The sequence below is a fragment of the Streptomyces sp. WAC 06738 genome, from assembly GCF_003945505.1.
Taxonomy (GTDB): domain Bacteria; phylum Actinomycetota; class Actinomycetes; order Streptomycetales; family Streptomycetaceae; genus Streptomyces.
In genome coordinates this window covers 1704459-1721349 of the sequence record NZ_CP029618.1, presented here as the reverse complement: position 1 = coordinate 1721349, position 16891 = coordinate 1704459, and the positions used below count along the sequence as shown (strand labels likewise).

At 74.0% G+C, this 16891-nt stretch carries 14 protein-coding genes; 6 read left to right on the top strand and 8 right to left on the bottom strand.

Annotated features, from left to right (window positions below):
* Positions 1 to 9: 9 nt before the first annotated feature.
* Positions 10 to 792, bottom strand: coding sequence for a lipoyl(octanoyl) transferase LipB (gene lipB, locus DMB38_RS07205; protein ID WP_125938869.1), 783 nt, complete (start codon positions 790 to 792; stop codon positions 10 to 12).
* A gap of 237 nt (positions 793 to 1029) precedes the next feature.
* Between lipB and DMB38_RS07200 the strand changes: the two genes are divergently transcribed.
* Positions 1030 to 2658 (top strand): regulator, encoded by a 1629-nt coding sequence (locus tag DMB38_RS07200; RefSeq protein WP_125934444.1) that lies wholly within the window; start codon positions 1030 to 1032, stop codon positions 2656 to 2658.
* A 262-nt stretch (positions 2659 to 2920) separates the two neighbouring features.
* Here the strand turns inward: DMB38_RS07200 and DMB38_RS07195 are convergent, their stop codons facing one another.
* Together DMB38_RS07195 and DMB38_RS07190 are read right to left on the bottom strand one after the other, a co-directional pair.
* Positions 2921 to 4357 carry an NAD(P)/FAD-dependent oxidoreductase gene (locus tag DMB38_RS07195; protein ID WP_125934443.1) on the bottom strand — a complete coding sequence of 479 codons (1437 nt, stop codon included), beginning with the start codon at positions 4355 to 4357 and terminating at the stop codon, positions 2921 to 2923.
* A gap of 253 nt (positions 4358 to 4610) precedes the next feature.
* Positions 4611 to 5504, bottom strand: coding sequence for a TIGR01777 family oxidoreductase (locus tag DMB38_RS07190; RefSeq protein WP_125934442.1), 894 nt, complete (start codon positions 5502 to 5504; stop codon positions 4611 to 4613).
* Positions 5505 to 5559: 55 nt separating this feature from the next.
* Here DMB38_RS07190 and DMB38_RS07185 point away from each other — a divergent pair, with 55 nt between their 5' ends.
* From DMB38_RS07185 to DMB38_RS07175, 3 genes are all read left to right on the top strand, one after another.
* Complete coding sequence (locus tag DMB38_RS07185) at positions 5560 to 6102, top strand: N-acetyltransferase (RefSeq protein ID WP_125934441.1); 543 nt, start codon at positions 5560 to 5562, stop codon at positions 6100 to 6102.
* Between the two features lie 99 nt (positions 6103 to 6201).
* On the top strand, positions 6202 to 6723 hold the full coding sequence (locus tag DMB38_RS07180; protein WP_125938868.1) for a DUF4240 domain-containing protein: 522 nt from the start codon (positions 6202 to 6204) through the stop codon (positions 6721 to 6723).
* Between the two features lie 90 nt (positions 6724 to 6813).
* Complete coding sequence (locus tag DMB38_RS07175) at positions 6814 to 7779, top strand: SDR family oxidoreductase (protein WP_125934440.1); 966 nt, start codon at positions 6814 to 6816, stop codon at positions 7777 to 7779.
* On the opposite strand, the gene DMB38_RS07170 is transcribed toward DMB38_RS07175, so the two are convergent.
* A complete protein-coding gene (locus DMB38_RS07170; protein WP_125934439.1) occupies positions 7761 to 8756 on the bottom strand; it encodes a WYL domain-containing protein in 996 nt (331 codons plus the stop codon). The two genes, DMB38_RS07175 and DMB38_RS07170, sit on opposite strands and share 19 nt — an antisense overlap.
* 66 nt (positions 8757 to 8822) lie before the next feature.
* On the opposite strand from DMB38_RS07170, the gene DMB38_RS07165 reads away from it, so the two are divergent.
* Together DMB38_RS07165 and DMB38_RS07160 are read left to right on the top strand one after the other, a co-directional pair.
* Positions 8823 to 10370, top strand: coding sequence for a sodium-dependent transporter (locus tag DMB38_RS07165; protein WP_125934438.1), 1548 nt, complete (start codon positions 8823 to 8825; stop codon positions 10368 to 10370).
* Positions 10370 to 10477, top strand: coding sequence for a methionine/alanine import family NSS transporter small subunit (locus tag DMB38_RS07160; protein WP_078563802.1), 108 nt, complete (start codon positions 10370 to 10372; stop codon positions 10475 to 10477). Before DMB38_RS07165 ends, DMB38_RS07160 begins: the two co-directional genes overlap by 1 nt.
* A gap of 195 nt (positions 10478 to 10672) precedes the next feature.
* Here the strand turns inward: DMB38_RS07160 and aceE are convergent, their stop codons facing one another.
* The 4 genes from aceE to DMB38_RS07140 form a co-directional block, all read right to left on the bottom strand.
* On the bottom strand, positions 10673 to 13366 hold the full coding sequence (gene aceE / locus DMB38_RS07155; RefSeq protein ID WP_125934437.1) for a pyruvate dehydrogenase (acetyl-transferring), homodimeric type: 2694 nt from the start codon (positions 13364 to 13366) through the stop codon (positions 10673 to 10675).
* 575 nt (positions 13367 to 13941) lie between these two features.
* The gene (locus DMB38_RS07150; RefSeq protein WP_125934436.1) at positions 13942 to 14565 is read right to left on the bottom strand and encodes a GntR family transcriptional regulator; all 624 of its coding nucleotides are present in this window, start codon (positions 14563 to 14565) and stop codon (positions 13942 to 13944) included.
* Between the two features lie 135 nt (positions 14566 to 14700).
* The gene (locus DMB38_RS07145) at positions 14701 to 16083 is read right to left on the bottom strand and encodes a copper amine oxidase (protein WP_125934435.1); all 1383 of its coding nucleotides are present in this window, start codon (positions 16081 to 16083) and stop codon (positions 14701 to 14703) included.
* Entirely contained in the window at positions 16076 to 16855 is a 780-nt protein-coding gene (locus tag DMB38_RS07140; RefSeq protein WP_240662010.1) for a hypothetical protein, read from the bottom strand. The genes DMB38_RS07145 and DMB38_RS07140 overlap by 8 nt, the downstream gene beginning before the upstream one ends.
* Positions 16856 to 16891 lie beyond the last annotated feature (36 nt).

Below are 16891 nucleotides of genomic sequence, written 5' to 3'. Positions count from 1 at the left end.
AATGGGGAGTCAGACCGCGCGGGGGAGCGGCTCGGCCGTCTCCAGGATCTCGCGCAGATGCTTCTCCACGACGGGGAGAACCTCCGACACCGGTACGTCTCTTCCCAGCTCGCCGGAGAGCGAGGCCACACCCGCGTCGCGGATGCCGCACGGCACGATCCGGTCGAACCAGGTGTTGTCCGGGTTGCAGTTCAGCGAGAAGCCGTGCATGGTCACGCCCTTGGCGACGCGGATGCCGATCGCGGCCAGCTTGCGGTCCTCGCGCCGCTGGCCGGCGTTGGACGGCGCGTACTCGGGACCGGCCAGGCGCGGGTCGTACTCCTCGTCCGAGAGGCGGGGGTCGAAGTCCAGCGCCAGCCCGCCCAGCTCCGCGCGCTGCTCGACGGGGTCGCCCAGCACCCAGACGCCGCTGCGGCCCTCGATCCGGGTGGTCGCCAGGCCGAAGTCGGCGCAGGCGCGGATGAGGGCCTCCTCCAGCCGGCGTACGTGCGCGACGACGTCCACGGGGCGCGGCAGCTTCAGGATCGGATAGCCGACGAGCTGGCCGGGACCGTGCCAGGTGATCTTCCCGCCGCGGTCGACGTCCACCACGGGGGTGCCGTCGAGCGGGCGCTCGTCCTCGGCCGTGCGGCGGCCCGCGGTGTAGACCGGCGGGTGCTCCAGCAGAAGACAGGTGTCGGGGATCTCCTCGGCGAAGCGGGCGGCGTGCACGCGCCGTTGCTCCTGCCAAGCCTCCAGGTACTCCACGGCGTTCTCGCCGAACCCCAGGTGAACGAAGCGCAGCTCGCCCACGGTGCCCTCCTCGCGCTGTTCGCGCAGCTCGCGCCGGGCGGCGTGTGTGCCTCCGCTCGGCATATGCGGCTGGCGGTATTCCAGCCGACCCTCTGCCACTGTACGGCGGTATACGTTCCCGCCCTGCACCCAGGTCTCCTCACACGATCGAATGAAGCTGGGACGAAAGCGGCGAGTGAGGCTTGTTTCGCCGCTACATTCGCGCCGTTCCCGGAGGCCAGGCAGGAGACCCCACAGGTGACGACGGAACGACCTTCACAGCGGCCCCCCAACCGCCAGCTCGCGGCACTCATCTCCGAGGCCGGGTTCTCCAACGCGGGGCTCGCCCGCAGAGTCGATCAGCTAGGGCTCGAACACGGCCTCGACTTGCGCTACGACAAGACGTCGGTGACCCGATGGCTCCGCGGCCAGCAGCCGCGCGGCACGACACCTGCGCTGATCGCCGAGGTGTTCACCCGGCGGCTCGGCCGCCGGCTGACCGCGCAGGACCTCGGGCTCGACGCGTGCGCACCGGTGTACGCCGGACTGGAGTTCGCCGCGACGCCCACCGAGGCGATCGACATCGTGAGCGGGCTGTGGCGCAAGGACACGGGCAGTCAGGCGGAGCTGCGGAAAATCGCGTTCACTCCTGCGGGTCTTGTTGTGCCGAGCCGGGATTGGCTCATCGGCAGGCCGGACGAGAAGGTGGCGCGGGAGCTGCAGCAGCGCGGGGCACCCGGTGCCGCGGTGCCGGCCGGGCCGCCGGGCGCGGTGCGGGTGCCGGCGCAGGGGCGCGGTCCCGGGGTGGGCCTCGGCGGCGGTGTCGCCGTCGGCGTCGGTGCCGGTGTCGGCGTCGGTACGGGGCCGGGCGCTTCGGGCGGACCCGGGGGCGTGGCGGGTGCGGGCGTTGCCGGCGCTGTGGCCGCCGGGCGCGGGGACCCGGGGCCGGGCTGGGGCGGGCCGGGAGCGCGGGCGCCGGGACAGCGGGTCACCCAGGGGGACATCGGGGCGATGCGGTCGGTCGCCGAGATGTTCCGGGCCCTGGACAACGCCTACGGCGGCGGGCACGCGCGGCAGGCCCTCGTGCGGTATCTGGAGCACGAGGTCGAGCCGATGCTGCGCGGCACGTACAACGAGGCGACGGGGCGCCGGCTGTTCTCCGCCGCCGCGGACCTGACGCGGCTGGCGGGCTGGACGTCGTACGACATCGCGGCCCACGGGCTGGCCCAGCGGTACTTCGTCCAGGCGCTGCGGCTGGCGCAGGCGTCGGGGGACCGGGCGTACGGCAGCTACGTGCTGGTGACGATGAGCCGCCAGGCGGTCTACCTGGGGCACGGCCGGGAGGCGGTGCAGTTGACCCGGGTCGCGCAGCAGGGCGTCGGCGGGGGTGCGCCGCCGGTGGTGCAGGCGCTGCTGCACGCCGCGGAGGCGCGCGGGCACGGGCTGCTGGGCGAGGTGCGCGCGTGCACGACGTCGCTGGCGCGGGCGGAGCGGGCGCTGGAGTCGGCGCGGCCGGGGGAGGAGGCGCCGCACTGGGCGCGCTTCTTCGACGAGGCGCAGCTCGCGGACGAGTTCGGGCACTGCCACCGGGACCTCCAGCAGTACCGGGCGGCGGCGCAGCACGCGGAGCGCTCGCTGCAGCTTCGGGCGGCGGGATTCGCGCGCAGCCGGGTCTTCTGCCGGCTGGTGCTGGCGACGGCGCGGCTGGGTCTGGGCGAGGTGGAGCAGGCGTGCGTGCTGGGCGCGGAGGCGGCGCAGCAGGCGGCGGAGATGCGCTCGGCCCGGGCGGCGGAGTACGTCCGCGACTTCGAGCGCCGCCTGGAGCCGTACCGCGACGCGCCTCCGGTACGGGCGTACCGGGAACGGGTCGCGGCCCTGGCGGTGTAGGCGGGCCGCCCCGCGGCCGCGCTGTGCGGGGCGGCCGCGGGGCCGGCGGGCGGTCGCGCCGGACCGGTGCTCCCGATGCGGAGCACCGCTCTCTCGGTGCGGCGGTCCCGTTTCGGAGCGCTCCTCCGGCCCCGAAGCGGTGCTTCCGTCGCGGAGCAGTGCTCTCGATCTGGAGCGCTGCTCTCGCTACGGAGCGATGTCCCCGCTTCGGAGCGGTGCTCTCGGCGGGGAGCGCCGCTCCGGGGATGGAGAACCGTTCCTGCTAGGCGACTGCCGGGACGGCTGTCGTGGTCGTCGTCGGGGTGAGGCCGAAGTCGCGGAGGAGGGACCGGGCGGCGCGGCGGCCCGAGTGCAGGGCGCCCTGGGGGCTGCTCGTGTCGCGGTGGTCGCCGCAGACGTAGAGGCCGCACAGCACCCGTACCGGCCGACGCAGGTCGTGCGGCGCCGGCATCGCCGGTATCGCCTCCGGGTCGTGGTGCGCTCCCACCAGCTCCCAGTCGAACGCCGACGTCCCGTACAGCTCGCTCAACTGCCGCCGCGCCGACTTGTCCAGCACCCGCGCCGGCCGGCCCGCGTCCTCGCCCAGCACCACCGAGCTGACCAGCGCCCGCCCCCGCGGCGCCCGCGACGCGTCCGCGCCGCTGACCACCGCCGTGTGCGACACCGGCCCCCGCGCCCCCTCCGCGTCCACCAGCAGCGCCGCCTGCCGCAGGTCGCCCGGGATCTGCCCCCGTACCCCGGCCGAACGCGCCTCGAAGTCACCCGCCGGCGTACCGTCCGCACCGGCCTCCCCCTCCGCCGGCCCGTCCCCGCCCGGCAGCGACGCCACCGGGGCGCTGTGGTGCAGCACCGTCACCGGGTGGAACCCCGGCAGCCGCAGCCCCGGCAGCAGTCCCGCCGCCGCCCGCGCGCCCGTGGCCACCAGCACAGAACGGCACCGCAGCACCCCGTGCTCCTCCGTCCGCACCGCGGTCGTCGACACCGAGACCGCCCGCACTCCCGTCCGCACCGTCCCGCGCGGCAGCCCCGCCGCCAGCTTCCGCGGCACCGTCGCCGCGCCGCCCACCGGCAGGCACAGCCGCCCCCGCGCGAACGACCGCAGCGCCAGGTCCGCCGAGCGGCTCGACGTCGTCAGCGCCGGGTCGTTGAGGAGCGCCACCAGCAGCGGCCGCAGGAATCCCGCCGCCATCCGCGGCGGCAGCCCGCGCGCCGCCAGCGCGTCCGCGGCCCGGCGCTCCGGCCGGGCCAGCAGCCGCGCCGTGGGTACGGTCGCCAGCCGGGCCAGCGCCGTGGAGAGCCACGCCTGGTCGATGACGGCGCCCCGGGGCGCACGCGCGGCGCTGGCCAACGCGCTCGCCGCCGTGAACGCGCCCCCCGTGCCTCTCGATCCGCCGATACGCTGCCGCCGCCCGCCCCCGCAGACCACCACGTCCCCGTCGAGCGGGCACAGCGGCACCTCCGCGAGCCCCGGCAGGCGACGCAGTTCCGGGTACGAGGTGTTGAGCAACTGCAGCGAGCGGTCCAGCCGGAATCCGTCGACGTGGTCGGTGGTCATCCGCCCGCCGACCTGCTCGTCCGCCTCCAGCACCGTCACGTCGAGGCCCGCTCCGACGAGGTGCTGGGCCGCGGAGAGACCGGCGAGTCCTGCGCCTACGACGACGACGTCGACGGGGTCCGTGCTTCCTGCGGCATGGGGCACGGGTGCCTCCCGGGGTTGTGCGTCCGCGGCCGAGCGCTGTCGCATGCCGCCGGACGCCTGTTTGATGCCCAACTGGGCATGGCCGTATCCGCGTTCCCCCGTGGACGCGTTCCGATGACGATAGGCCGGATGGTGACGCCGGCCAGGTGCGCACCACAAGGGCACTGACGCACACCCGGCGCAACCAGCCGCGACACCGCCCCCGCGCAGCCCCCGAAGTGCCCCGCCGGAACTCCCGCCGGACCCCGCCCGCTCAGCGCCGCAGCGCCGCCCGCAGCGCCTCGTCGATCCCCGGGAACGCGAACGCGAACCCCGAGTCGAGCAGCTTGCGCGGCACCACCCGCTGGCTGCCGATCACGTCCTCCGCCAACTCGCCCAGCGCCACCCGCAGCGCCGCCGCCGGCACCGGGAACGGCGTCGGCCGGTGCAGCACCCGCCCCATCGCCGCCGTCACCTCGCGGTTGGTCACCGGCTCCGGGGCCGTGAGGTTCACCGGCCCGGCGAGCGACTCGGTGTCGATGAGGTGGCGCAGCGCCGCGATGTGGTCGTGCAGGGAGACGAAGCTCCAGTACTGCCGTCCGTTGCCGAGCCGCCCCCCGAGACCCGCCCGGAAGAGCGGGAAGAGCCGCCCCCACGTCCCGCCCCTGCGGGAGACCACCAGGCCCGTACGCACGTGGACGGTGCGGATTCCCGCCTCCTCCGCCGCGTGCGTCGCCGCCTCCCACTCCTGGCACAGGTCGGCGAGGAAGCCCCGCCCCGGTGGCGCGGTCTCGTCGACGCGGCGGTCGCCGGTGTCGCCGTAGTAGCCGATCGCGCTGCCGCAGACGAAGACGGACGGCGGCCGGTCGAGGGAGGCGACGGCGTCGGCGACGGCCGCCGTGCCCAGCACCCGGCTGTCGCGCAGGACCCGCTTGTAGTTCTCGGTCCAGCGCCGGTCGGCGATGCCGGCGCCGGCGAGGTGCACGACGGCGTCGCAGCCGTCGAGTCGGCCGGCGTCGACGTACCCCTTCCCGGGGTCCCACCGCACCTCGTCCGGCGCGGTCGCCTCCCGCCGCACCAGCCGCAGGACGTCGTGCCGGTCGGTCCGCAGCGAACCGACGAGGGCGGAGCCGATGAGTCCGGAGGAGCCGGAGACCGCGATGCGCATGGGCCCATCCTGCCCTCCTGTGCCGTGCTTCGGCAGCACATGCCACAGTGAGCGCATGACTGACGTGCACGGCGGCGGGGCGGTCGGCGGCGGCGAGCTGCGGATACGTCCCGCGTGCGCCGCCGACGGGGAGCTGCTCCGTGAGCTGGACGCCGCGACCTGGTCGCATCTGCACGCGGTGACCGCGCCGCCCGACACCGACGCCCCCTTCTTCGACGAGCGCCACCACCCCGACGACTACCTCGTCGCCGAGCTGCCCGGCGCCACCCCCGCCGCCCCGGCCCGCGTCGTCGGCTACATCTGCGTCGTCCCCCCGACGTCACTGGCGGTCAACGGGCACGTACGCCAGATCCAGGGCCTCGTTGTCGCCCCCGAGGCCCGCGGCGCGGGCGTCGCACGGGCGCTGCTGCGGGCGGGCGCGGAGCACGCCCGCGCGGCCGGTGCCCGGCGGCTGACGCTGCGCGTGCTGGGGCACAACGCACCCGCGCGGCGGCTGTACGAGTCGGAGGGGTTCGCGGTGGAGGGGGTGCTGCCGGAGGAGTTCCTGCTGGACGGCACGTACGTGGACGACGTTCTGATGGGGCGCACACTCCTCTGAACCGCGCGCCCCCGGCGCGAGCCCGTACGGGCCCCGATACGTCCCGATCCCGCCGCTCCGCGTGCGTACGCGCGCCTGAGGGCAGATGCTGGATCCGTGATGGAGGAGTCGGAGTTCTGGGAGCTGGTCGACACCGCCCGTGAGGCCGCCGAGGGCGACCCCGCGGACCAGGCCGAGCTGCTCGTCGACCGGCTGACCGGCCTCGACCCGGACGCCGTCACCGACTTCGCCTGCCACTTCGAGTCGCGGATGAACCGCGCGTACCGCATGGACCTGTGGGGCGCCGCGTGGGTGCTGCTCGACGGGGTCAGCGACGACGCCTTCGACTCCTTCCGCGGCTGGCTCGTGGGCCAGGGCCGGACGGTCTTCGAGGGGGCGCTGCACGAGCCGGACGACCTCGCGGACCTGCTGGAGGACTTCGACGAGGAGACGGACGGCGAGGGGGAGGACCTGGCGTACGTGGCGGACGAGGCGTACGAGCGGCTGACCGGGCTGAAGCTGCCGGAGCTGGGGCTGCCCGAGGGTCCCGCGGAGCCGGTGGGAGAGCCGATCGACTTCGAGGACCCGGGGGTGCTGGCGCGGCGCTACCCGAAGCTGTGGGCGCTGTACCGCGAGGACTGACCGGGGGGAGACCGGCCGGCGGGACCGGCCCGGAGGACCGGCCGGAAAACCAGACAGAAGGTGTCCGGATTCGCTGTCACGGTGGTCCGCATGAGCGAAGAGCAGAACCGAGACAAGCCCGTACCGCACACCGCCGACAAGCCGCTGCGCGGGAAGGTCGCCCTGGTCGCGGGCGCCACACGGGGCGCGGGCCGGGCCATCGCCGTGGCCCTGGGCACCCTCGGCGCCACCGTGTACGCCACCGGCCGTACGACCCGGGAGCACATCAGCGAGGTCGGCCGCACCACCGAGACCATCGAGGAGACCGCGGAGCTGGCCACCGCGGCCGGCGGCGAGGGCATCGGCGTCCGCGTCGACCACCTCGAAGCCGATCAGGTACGGGACCTGGTCGCCCGCATCGAGCGCGACCACGGCCGGCTCGACGTGCTGGTGAACGACATCTGGGGCGGCGAGCACCTCGTCGAGTTCGGCAAGAAGATGTGGGAGACCGAACTCGACCGCGGCCTGCGCATGCTGGAGCTCGGGGTCAAGACCCACATCATCACCAGCCACTGCGCGCTCCCGCTGCTGCTGCGCACCGGCGGCGGGCTGGTGGTCGAGATCACCGACGGCACGGCAGAGGCCAACAGGCCGTACCGCGAGGACTTCTTCTACGACCTCACCAAGAACGCCCCGATCCGGATGGCGTTCAACCTCAGCCACGAGCTGAAGGACGCCGGCGCCACCGCCCTCTCCCTCACCCCCGGCTTCCTCCGCTCGGAGCAGATGCTCGACCACTTCGGGGTGACCGAGGAGAACTGGCGCGACGCGATCGCCAAGGAGAAGCACTTCGCGCTCTCCGAGACTCCCGTACTCGTGGGCCGCGCGGTGGCGGCGCTGGCGGCGGACCCGGACAAGGCGCGCTGGAACGGCACGTCGCTGTACAGCGGGCAGGTCGCCAAGGAGTACGGGTTCACGGACACCGACGGCACGCTGCCGGACAGCTGGCCGTACTTCCAGCGCGCGATGGCCGGCGAGGATCCCGGCGACCCGGAGAGCTACCGGCTGCGCCCGTAGAGCGCGGCGCTGCGGGCCGCCGCCGCCGCGAACCGCGCGCGCAGCTCCGGCGGCCCCAGCAGCTCCGCGTCCGGCCCGAGGGCGAGGAGCTGGGTGTACGCGACGTCCGCGGACTCCACCCGCAGCCGGACGGCCGTCCAGCCCCGCTCGTCGGGCTCGCCGGCCCCGGCCACGGCGTCCTCGGCGGCGAGCCGGTCCGTGACGTGCGGCAGCCGCCGCAGGCCGTCGGGGGAGAGCCGCAGGGTCACCTCGTCCCGCAGGATCGACCGCGCGAACGCCGCGGCCCGCTCCGCCCAGAAGCCCGGCAGGTCGAACTCCTCGTCCCGCTCGAAGCCCGCCCCGCCGCCGACGCCCGCGGCCCGCTCGAAGCGCTCCACGCGGTAGACCCGGTACGCGCCTCCCGCCCCCGGCACCCGCGCGACCAGGTACCAGACGCCCGCCTTCAGCACCAGCCCGTACGGCTCGACCTCCCGCTCCACCGCTTCCGCCCCCGGCCGCCGCCGGTACGTCACCGCCAGCGTCCGGTCCGCCCACACCGCCTCCGCCACCGCCGGCAGCAGCTCCGGCACGTCCGGCTCCCGCCACCACCCCGGGGCGTCGAGGTGGAACCGCTGCGCCGCGCTCTCCGGCGCGCCGCGCAGCTCGGGCAGGAGCGCCGCCGACACCTTCAGCCGCGCCGCGGACGCCGCGTCGGCCAGCCCCATGTCCCGGAGCGCGCCCGGCACCCCGGAGAGGAACAGCGCCTCCGCCTCGGTCCGCCCGAGCCCGGTGAGCCGGGTGCGGTAGCCGCCGACGAGCCGGTAGCCGCCGGTCCGCCCGCGGTCGGCGTAGACCGGCACCCCCGCCTCCCCGAGCGCCTGCACGTCCCGGGCGACGGTCCGCTCGGAGACCTCGAGCCGCTCCGCCAGCTCGGCGGCGGTCATGGAGGGACGGGACTGGAGCAGCAGAACGAGGTGGATGAGGCGGGCGGCGCGCATGACAGCCATCTTGCAGCGGCTTGATAGCGTCCTTCGGTACTGCACCAAAGAATAAGAGAGTTTTATATGTCCAACGAGCCTCGTGAGCGTTGGGGAAACCGGGCAGGCTTCCTCTTCGCCGCGATCGGATCCGCGGTCGGTCTCGGCAACATCTGGCGCTTTCCCTACGTCGCCTACGACAACGGCGGCGGCGCCTTCCTCCTGCCGTATCTCGTGGCGCTGCTGACGGCGGGACTCCCGCTGCTGATCATGGAATACGTCATCGGCCGCCGCTACCGCTCCTCCCCGCCCGGCGCCTTCCGGCAGCTCTCCCGCCCCGCCGAGGCCATCGGCTGGTGGCAGGTGGCGATCTGCTTCGTGATCTCCGCGTACTACGCGGTGATCCTGGCCTGGGCCGTCCGCTACGTCGGCTTCTCGATCGACGAGTCGTGGGGCGACGACCCCAACGCCTTCTTCTCCGAGGACTTCCTCAAGGCCGGCGAACCGGGCACCGTCTCCACCTTCGTGCCCGGCGTGATGTGGCCGCTGCTCGGGGTGTGGCTGGTCACCCTCGTCATCCTCTGGCTGGGCGTGCGCCGCGGCATCGAGTGGGCCAACCGCGTCTTCATCCCCGCGCTGCTGGTCTTCTTCGGCATCCTCGTGGTCCGCGCGGTCACCCTGGACGGCGCGGGCGAGGGCCTGGACGCCCTCTTCAAGCCGGACTGGGGGGCGCTGGGCGAGGGCAGCGTGTGGGTCGCCGCGTACGGCCAGATCTTCTTCTCGCTCTCCATCGGCTTCGGCATCATGATCACCTACGCCTCGTACCTGGGCCGGAAGTCGGACCTGTCCGGCTCGGCGCTCGTCGCCGGCTTCGCCAACAGCTCGTTCGAGATCCTGGCCGGCATCGGCGTGTTCTCGGTGCTCGGCTTCATGGCCGCGCAGCAGGGCGTGGGCGTGAGCGAGCTGGCGACCTCGGGCGTCGGGCTGGCGTTCGTGGCGTTCCCGGCGATCATCTCCAGCATGCCGGGGGGCGCGTTCTTCGGCGTGATGTTCTTCCTCTCGCTGGTGATCGCCGGCCTGACCTCGCTGGTGAGCATCGTCCAGGTGCAGGTCGCGGCGGTCGAGGACCGTACGGGCCTGTCCCGCAGGGCGGCCGTCGCGCTCGTCGGCGGCGTGCTCACCGCGGTGTCCGTGCTGGCGTTCGCCAACGACGGCGGGCTCTCGCTGCTCGACGCCGCCGACCACTTCATCAACCAGTACGGCATCGTGCTCGCCGGCCTCGTGTCGGTCGTCGTCGTGGCCTGGGTGCTGCGCCGGCTGCCGCTGCTCCAGCGGGACGCCAACGCCACGTCCGCGGTGCGGATGGGGCGCGTGTGGCTGGTGTGCCTGGGCATCGTCACGCCGCTGGTGCTCGGCTGGATGATGGTCGACAGCCTGCGCACCGAGCTGGACGAGAACTACGGCGGCTACCCCGGCTCGTTCCTCGGCTGGGCCGGCTGGGGCGTCGCCGCCGGTGCGCTGCTGGTCGGCGTGCTGGCCGCGCTGGTCCCGTGGCGGCACCACGGCGACATCGGCGGCCGGGCGCCGGAGGCGGAGCCCGTGGAGGATCCGGAACCGGTGAAGGAGGGCAACTGATGTCGGCGAGCGCCATCGTCATGCTGGTCGTCGCGATCGTGATCGTCTGGGGCGGCCTGGTCGCGGCGCTGCTGAAGCTGCGCAGCTTCCCGGACCAGCCGGACTAGCGCACGGCGGCCGCCCGGACGGGGTCCGGGCGGCCGTACCGGGCCGCGGGCCGGTACGGAGCCCGCGGGCCGGTACGGCACCGACCGGCGGTACGCGGCCACCGGCCCGGTACGGACCGCGGCCGGTACGGGCCCGGCCCGCGCGCCCCGCGGGCCGGGCCCGTACGCCGTGCGCCGCGGGGCCCGGGCCCGGCCTCAGGCCAGCCCGTACTTCGCCGCCGCCGCCGCGACCGTCTCCTTCTTCACCTCGCCGCGCCGCGCCAGCCGGTCCAGCACCGCCACGACGATCGACTCCGGGTCGACCCCGAAGTGCCGCCGGGCCGCGTCGCGGGTGTCGGAGAGGCCGAAGCCGTCCGTGCCCAGCGAGGTGTACTCCTGCGGGACCCACTGCGCTATCTGGTCGGGCACCTGCCGCATCCAGTCGCTGACGGCGAGAACCGGGCCCGGTGCGCCTTCCAGAGCACGGGTGACGTAGGGGACCCGGTCCTCGCCGCGAAGCTGCGCCGCGTCACAGGACAGGGCGTCACGGCGCAGCTCGCTCCAGGAGGTGGCGGACCAGACGTCGGCCGCGACACCCCAGTCCTCGGCGAGCAGTCGCTGGGCGTCGAGCGCCCAGTGGATGGCGGTGCCGGAGGCGAGCACCTGGGCGCGCGGGGCGTCCTCGGCGGCGGCCCCGGCGGGGGAGTCGGCGGTCCGGTAGCGGTAGAGGCCGCGGACGATGCCCTCCTCGACGCCCGCGGGCATCGGGGGCTGGACCTTCGGCTCGTTGTAGACGGTGAGGTAGTAGAAGACGTCCGGGTCCTCGCCGGGGGCGGCCTCGCCGTACATGCGGCGCAGCCCGTCCTTGACGATGACCGCCACCTCGTACGCGAACGCCGGATCGTAGATCAGCGCCGCGGGGTTGGTGGAGGCGAGCAGCGGGGAGTGGCCGTCGGCGTGCTGCAGTCCCTCGCCGGTCATGGTGGTGCGGCCGGCGGTGGCGCCGATGACGAAGCCGCGGCCCAACTGGTCGGCCAGCGCCCAGAACTGGTCGCCGGTGCGCTGGAAGCCGAACATCGAGTAGAAGATGTAGAAGGGGATCATCGGCTCGCCGTGGGTCGCGTACGACGTGGCCGCGGCCGTGAAGGACGCCAGCGAACCGGCCTCCGTGATGCCCTCGTTGAGGATCTGCCCGTCCGCCGCCTCCTTGTAGTACAGGAGCTGGTCGCGGTCGACGGGGTCGTAGGTCTGCCCGCGCGGGGAGTAGATCCCGGCGCTCGGGAAGAGCGACTCCATGCCGAACGTACGGGCCTCGTCCGGCACCACCGGCACCCAGCGGCGGCCGGTCTCCTTCTCCCGCATGAGGTCCTTGACCAGGCGGACGAACGCCATGGTCGTCGCGATCTCCTGGCTGCCGGAGCCCTTCGCGAGCGCGTCGAACGGCTTCGCCGCCGGCTCCGGCAGCACCACCGGGTGCACCCGGCGGGCCGGCGCGGGGCCGCCGAGGGCGGCGCGGCGCTCCTGGAGGTAGCGCACCTCGGGGGAGTCGGGACCGGGGTGCGCGTACGGCACGAGGTCGCCGGCGAGCGCGCTGTCCGGGATGGGCAGCTCCAGCAGGTCCCGCATGTCGCGGAACTCGGCGCCGGTGAGCTTCTTCATCTGGTGGTTGGCGTTGCGCGACTCGAAGCCCTTGCCGAGGGTGTGGCCCTTGACGGTCTGCGCCAGGATCACGGTCGGCGCGCCCTCGTGCGCGACGGCGGCACGGTACGCGGCGTAGACCTTCCGCGGCTCATGACCGCCGCGGGAGAGGTGGAAGCACTCGAGGATCTTGTCGTCGCCGACCAGCTTCGCCAGCTCGGCGAGCGCGGGCTCGGCGCCGAAGAAGTGCTCGCGGATGTACGCGGCGTCGCGGGTGGCATACGTCTGGAACTGCGCGTCCGGCACCTCCCGAAGCCGGCGGGCGAGCGCGCCGGTGGTGTCGAGCGCGAGCAGCTCGTCCCAGGCGGAGCCCCACAGCGACTTGACGACGTTCCAGCCGGCGCCGCGGAACTGGGCCTCCAGCTCCTGTACGACCTTGAAGTTGGCGCGTACGGGGCCGTCGAGGCGCTGAAGGTTGCAGTTGATGACGAAGGTGAGGTTGTCGAGCCGCTCGCGGGCGGCGAGGGCGAGCGCGGCGGTCGACTCGGGCTCGTCCATCTCGCCGTCGCCGAGGAAGGCCCACACGTGGCTGGCGGAGGTGTCCTTGATGCCGCGGTGGGCGAGGTAGCGGTTGAACCGCGCCTGGTAGATCGCGGAGATCGGGCCGAGGCCCATGGAGACGGTCGGGAACTCCCACAGCCACGGCAGCCGCCGCGGGTGCGGATACGAGGGCAGCCCCTCGACGGCACCGGGCGCGGCCTCCTGGCGGAACCGGTCCAGGTGGGCCTCGGTGAGCCGGCCGTCGAGGAAGGCGCGGGCGTAGATGCCGGGGGAGGCGTGGCCCTGGATGTAGAGCTGGTCGCCGGAGCCGGGGGCGCGGGGGTCGTCCTTGCCGCGGAAGAAGTGGTTGAAGCCGGTCTCGTAGAGCCAGGCCGCGGAGGCGAAGGTGGCGATGTGCCCCCCGAGCCCGAACCGGGACCCGCGGGTCACCATGGCGGCGGCGTTCCACCGGTTCCACGCCGCGACCCGCCGCTCCAGCTCCGGGTCGCCGGGCAGCTCGGGCTCGGCGGCGGTGGGGATGGTGTTGACGTACGGCGTCTCCAGCAACGCGGGCACGTCCAGACCGGCGTCCCCGGCGTGCGCGACGGTACGGCGCAGCACCTGCGCGGCCCGGTCGGGCCCGGCGTGCCGCACCACCGCGTCCAGGGACTCCCGCCACTCGGCGGTCTCCTGCGGGTCGCGGTCGGGGAGCTGGTCGAGCTGACTCTGCATGGCAACTACCTCCTCGACCGAACTGTAAGTCTCCGATCGATGATCGATCAAAGGTTGGACGGCAAAATACTTCCGGAACCAGAAACTAGGCATGCCGTGCCACCCGTCGCTGCACGCGGTGCCTGCCGCCGGCACGGCGGATTCCCGGGCCCGGGGCGGGCTCGTACGCTGCGGAACCCGGCTGCGGGCGTTGCCCGCCGGGGGCGGAGAGGGCCGAGCCGACAGGGCAGGCGGCGCGTGGCACCGACGGTGCGGGCAGCAAGCGCCCCCGGGCCTGGGGCCTGCGGCGCGCACGGCAGGCAATCCCGGACCGGAAGGGGGCCGTACGCCCGTGGGGGCAGGGGTCAAAGCCGCGAAGGGGCGGGCGCGCGTCCCTGCGGGCACGGGACGCCACACCGCAGGGCATCCGGCCGGTCCTGGCCCGGCTCGGGACGAGCCCCTCGGGGGCGTGGGGCGGAGCCCCCGGTCCGGTCTCGGCGTCGTACCGCGAGACGGTGTCCGGCGCAGCCCCGCGGGGGCGGGGGCGCGGCCCCCGGGCCGGGCCGGCGCGCGGGGTGGCGGGGCGGGGCCCCGGGTTAGGCGGGGGCGCAGCCCAGGACGTGGGACTTGACCAGTTCCGCGATCGCCGGGTCGCGGCGGCGGAAGGCTTCGACGATGTCCGCGTGCTCCTCCGCGTACGACTGCTGGCGCGTGCCCAGCCAGCGGATCGCCAGCGACGTGTAGATCTCGATCCCCAGCGACTCCCACGTGTGCAGCAGCACGCTGTTGCCCGACGCCCGCACCAGCTCCCGGTGGAACGCCACCGTGTGCCTCACCTGGGCCCCGCCGTCCCCCTTCGCGTCCGCCTCCCGCAACGCCGCCACGTGCGGCTCCAGCGCCGAGACGTCCGTCGCCAGCCGCGGCGCCGCCAGCTCCGCCGCGATCTGCTCCAGGCCGGCCCGTACCGGATAGATCTCCTCCAGATCCGCCGCCGTGAGGTCACGGACCCGCACGCCCTTGTTCGGCGCCGACTCGATCAGCCGCATGCTCTCCAGCTCGCGCAGCGCCTCGCGCACCGGCGTCTGGCTCACCTCCAGCTCGACCGCGATCCGCCGCTCCACGATCCGCTCGCCCGGCTTCCACCGGCCGCTGACGACGCCCTCCACGATGTGCTCGCGGATCTGCTCGCGCAGCGACGGATGGACGACGGTAGGGGGCATCGGCATCTCCTCGGGTGCTCACACAGACGCGCAGGTGGTGGAGACGAGAATACGGCGCCCCCGCCCGGACCGGAGCCGGACGGGGACGCCGCGGAGGTGCGCGTCAGCGTGGGTCAGCACACCTGGTGACCTCGCTCAGTCGAAGGGGTCGCCGTTGTACTGCGGCTTGCGCAGCCGGTCGGGCGTGAGCGGGCTCATGTCCGTCACGTCGCGCGGCGAGAGCTGGAAGCCCTGCCAGTGCACCGGCATCGGCGTCTGGTCCTCGTCGCGGGCGATGTGGTGGAAGCCCACGTTCACCCAGACGATCGGGTGCTTGAGCTGCTCGCCGTCGGTGGCGGCGACGATGTCCTTCGCGCAGTTGGAGTCCCACCGCCGGTTGTGGTTCGGGAACTTCTCGCACTTCTTGTACTGCGTGAAGTACACGTCCTTGCTGGTGAACTTGCGCCCCGTGTAGCGCGCGCTGTTGCTGTGCACCAGCTCCCAGGACCGGGTGTGCCCGTCGCCGTTCTTGCCCGCCGTGCCGCTCACGCGCCACCAGCGGTGCTGGCCGGAGTTGCCCGACGTCTCCTTGGTGACGTTCTTGCGGGTCGTCTCCTGCGCCGGGTAGCCCCCCTCGCCGGTGCCGGAGCGGTTCGTGTCGTACTGCTGGATCTTGGCCGGGCGGGAGCTGTCCGTCTGGAAGTCCAGCCGCCAGAAGATGTTGTGCTGGTGGCTGGTCGCGCGGTCGCGCGACTCCTTGCCGATCGGCCAGCCCTGCTTGTCCGAGGCGTCGAAGTCACCGGGGGAGAGGTTGCCGGTGGCGCCCTCCTTGGCGGTGATGGTGCCGTCGTCGGAGAAGTTCCACTGGGTGATGTAGTAGTAGTAACCCGCCGAGTGGATCGTGTAGACGACGAGGTCGTCGCCCTGCGCGCTGTCGTCGCGGCCGTTCTCCTCGCCGACGTCCCAGCTGTTGCCGAAGTGCGCGAAGCCGCGCGGCTGCTGCGTGACGCACACCGCGTCGTACGCCTCGCCGCCGACCTTCACCGGGCGGCGGGTGCCGCCGGGGCAGTCCTTCTCCTTCAGCGACACGGGTGACGTGCCGAGCGAGATGTCGGTGACGTCGTAGTACTCGATGCCGCCGTCGTCGTACGGCACGTGTATCTGGCCCAGCCGGGCGCTGTTGAGCACCGGGACGGCGCTGCGGGCGCCCTTCGGCTTGTACGAGATGTCCTCCAGGACCAGGCCCGCGTAGTCGTTGTTCCGGTAACACATCTGCCACTCGGTGCCGTTGGGCAGCTTGTGCGTGATCCGGTACTCCTCGCTGCAGTCCGGCGCGGCGGCCTGCGGCGCCTTGGGCGTCGCGGCGCCGGCCGTGGGCAGCGCCGCGGGTGCCGCGGCCGGGAGGAGCAGGACCAGGGCGGCGACGGCGCCCCCGCGCCAGGTCGCGGGGCGGCGCCAGAACGCGCCCCCGCGCCGGCCGGCGGGTGCGCCGGAGCCGGCGTCCGGCGCGTCCGGCCCGTGGGTCGTGGGGTTACGCATGGTGCACCTTCCGCTCGCTCAGGTCGATGACGAAGTCGCGGGTGTCGATCCACGGGCCGTCCTTGACCCGGGTGAAGAGCCGCACGCAGCGGTGTTCGCCGCACTTTTCCAGCCCGCCGGAGTCGCCCGGCCGCGCCGTGTACGTCATCCCCTGGACCTGCAACTGCCCGGCGCCGGTCAGCTCCTTGCCGGTCGCCGACTTGTAGTCCTGCCGCAGTCCCGCCCCGACGGGGCTGTCCACCAGCAGGTCGGCGGCGGCCTCCGCCTCCGGCGCGGCCGGCGGCGGCTGCGCGCCGGTGGACTCGACGGTGTCCACGACCTCGTTGCTGCTGAGGTTGACGCTCTTCTGGACGAGCGTGTCCCGCGCGTAGTCGTAGAAGTACACCTCGGCGATCCGGTCGTCGCCGGCGCTCACCGAGGAGTCGGCGAGGTCGGTGTTGACGAGCTGCGGCATGCCCTCGCGGCCCCTGACCCCCTCGCTCTCCGTACGCAGCGGCCGGTCCCCGGCGAGCGCCAGCTCCTCGGCGCGCTGCTCCTCGTCCGGCGTCAGCGGGTCGCTGCCCGTGCCGGTCTTGCCGGTCGGCAGCGGAGCGGTGCCCGGTCCCCCGGCACCCGGCGTCTCCAGCGCGCCGGGCGCAGGGGACGACGCGGACGCCCCCGGATCCCCGTCCTGTTGGTCGTCGCCCGCCGCGCCGAGCGGCAGGGCCACGACGACGGCGGCCGCGGTGCCCGCGACGGCCGTCAACGCCCCCCATACGATGCGCTGTCGCATGCGGCGGCGGCCTCCCCCCGATGTGCTCATGGGAAG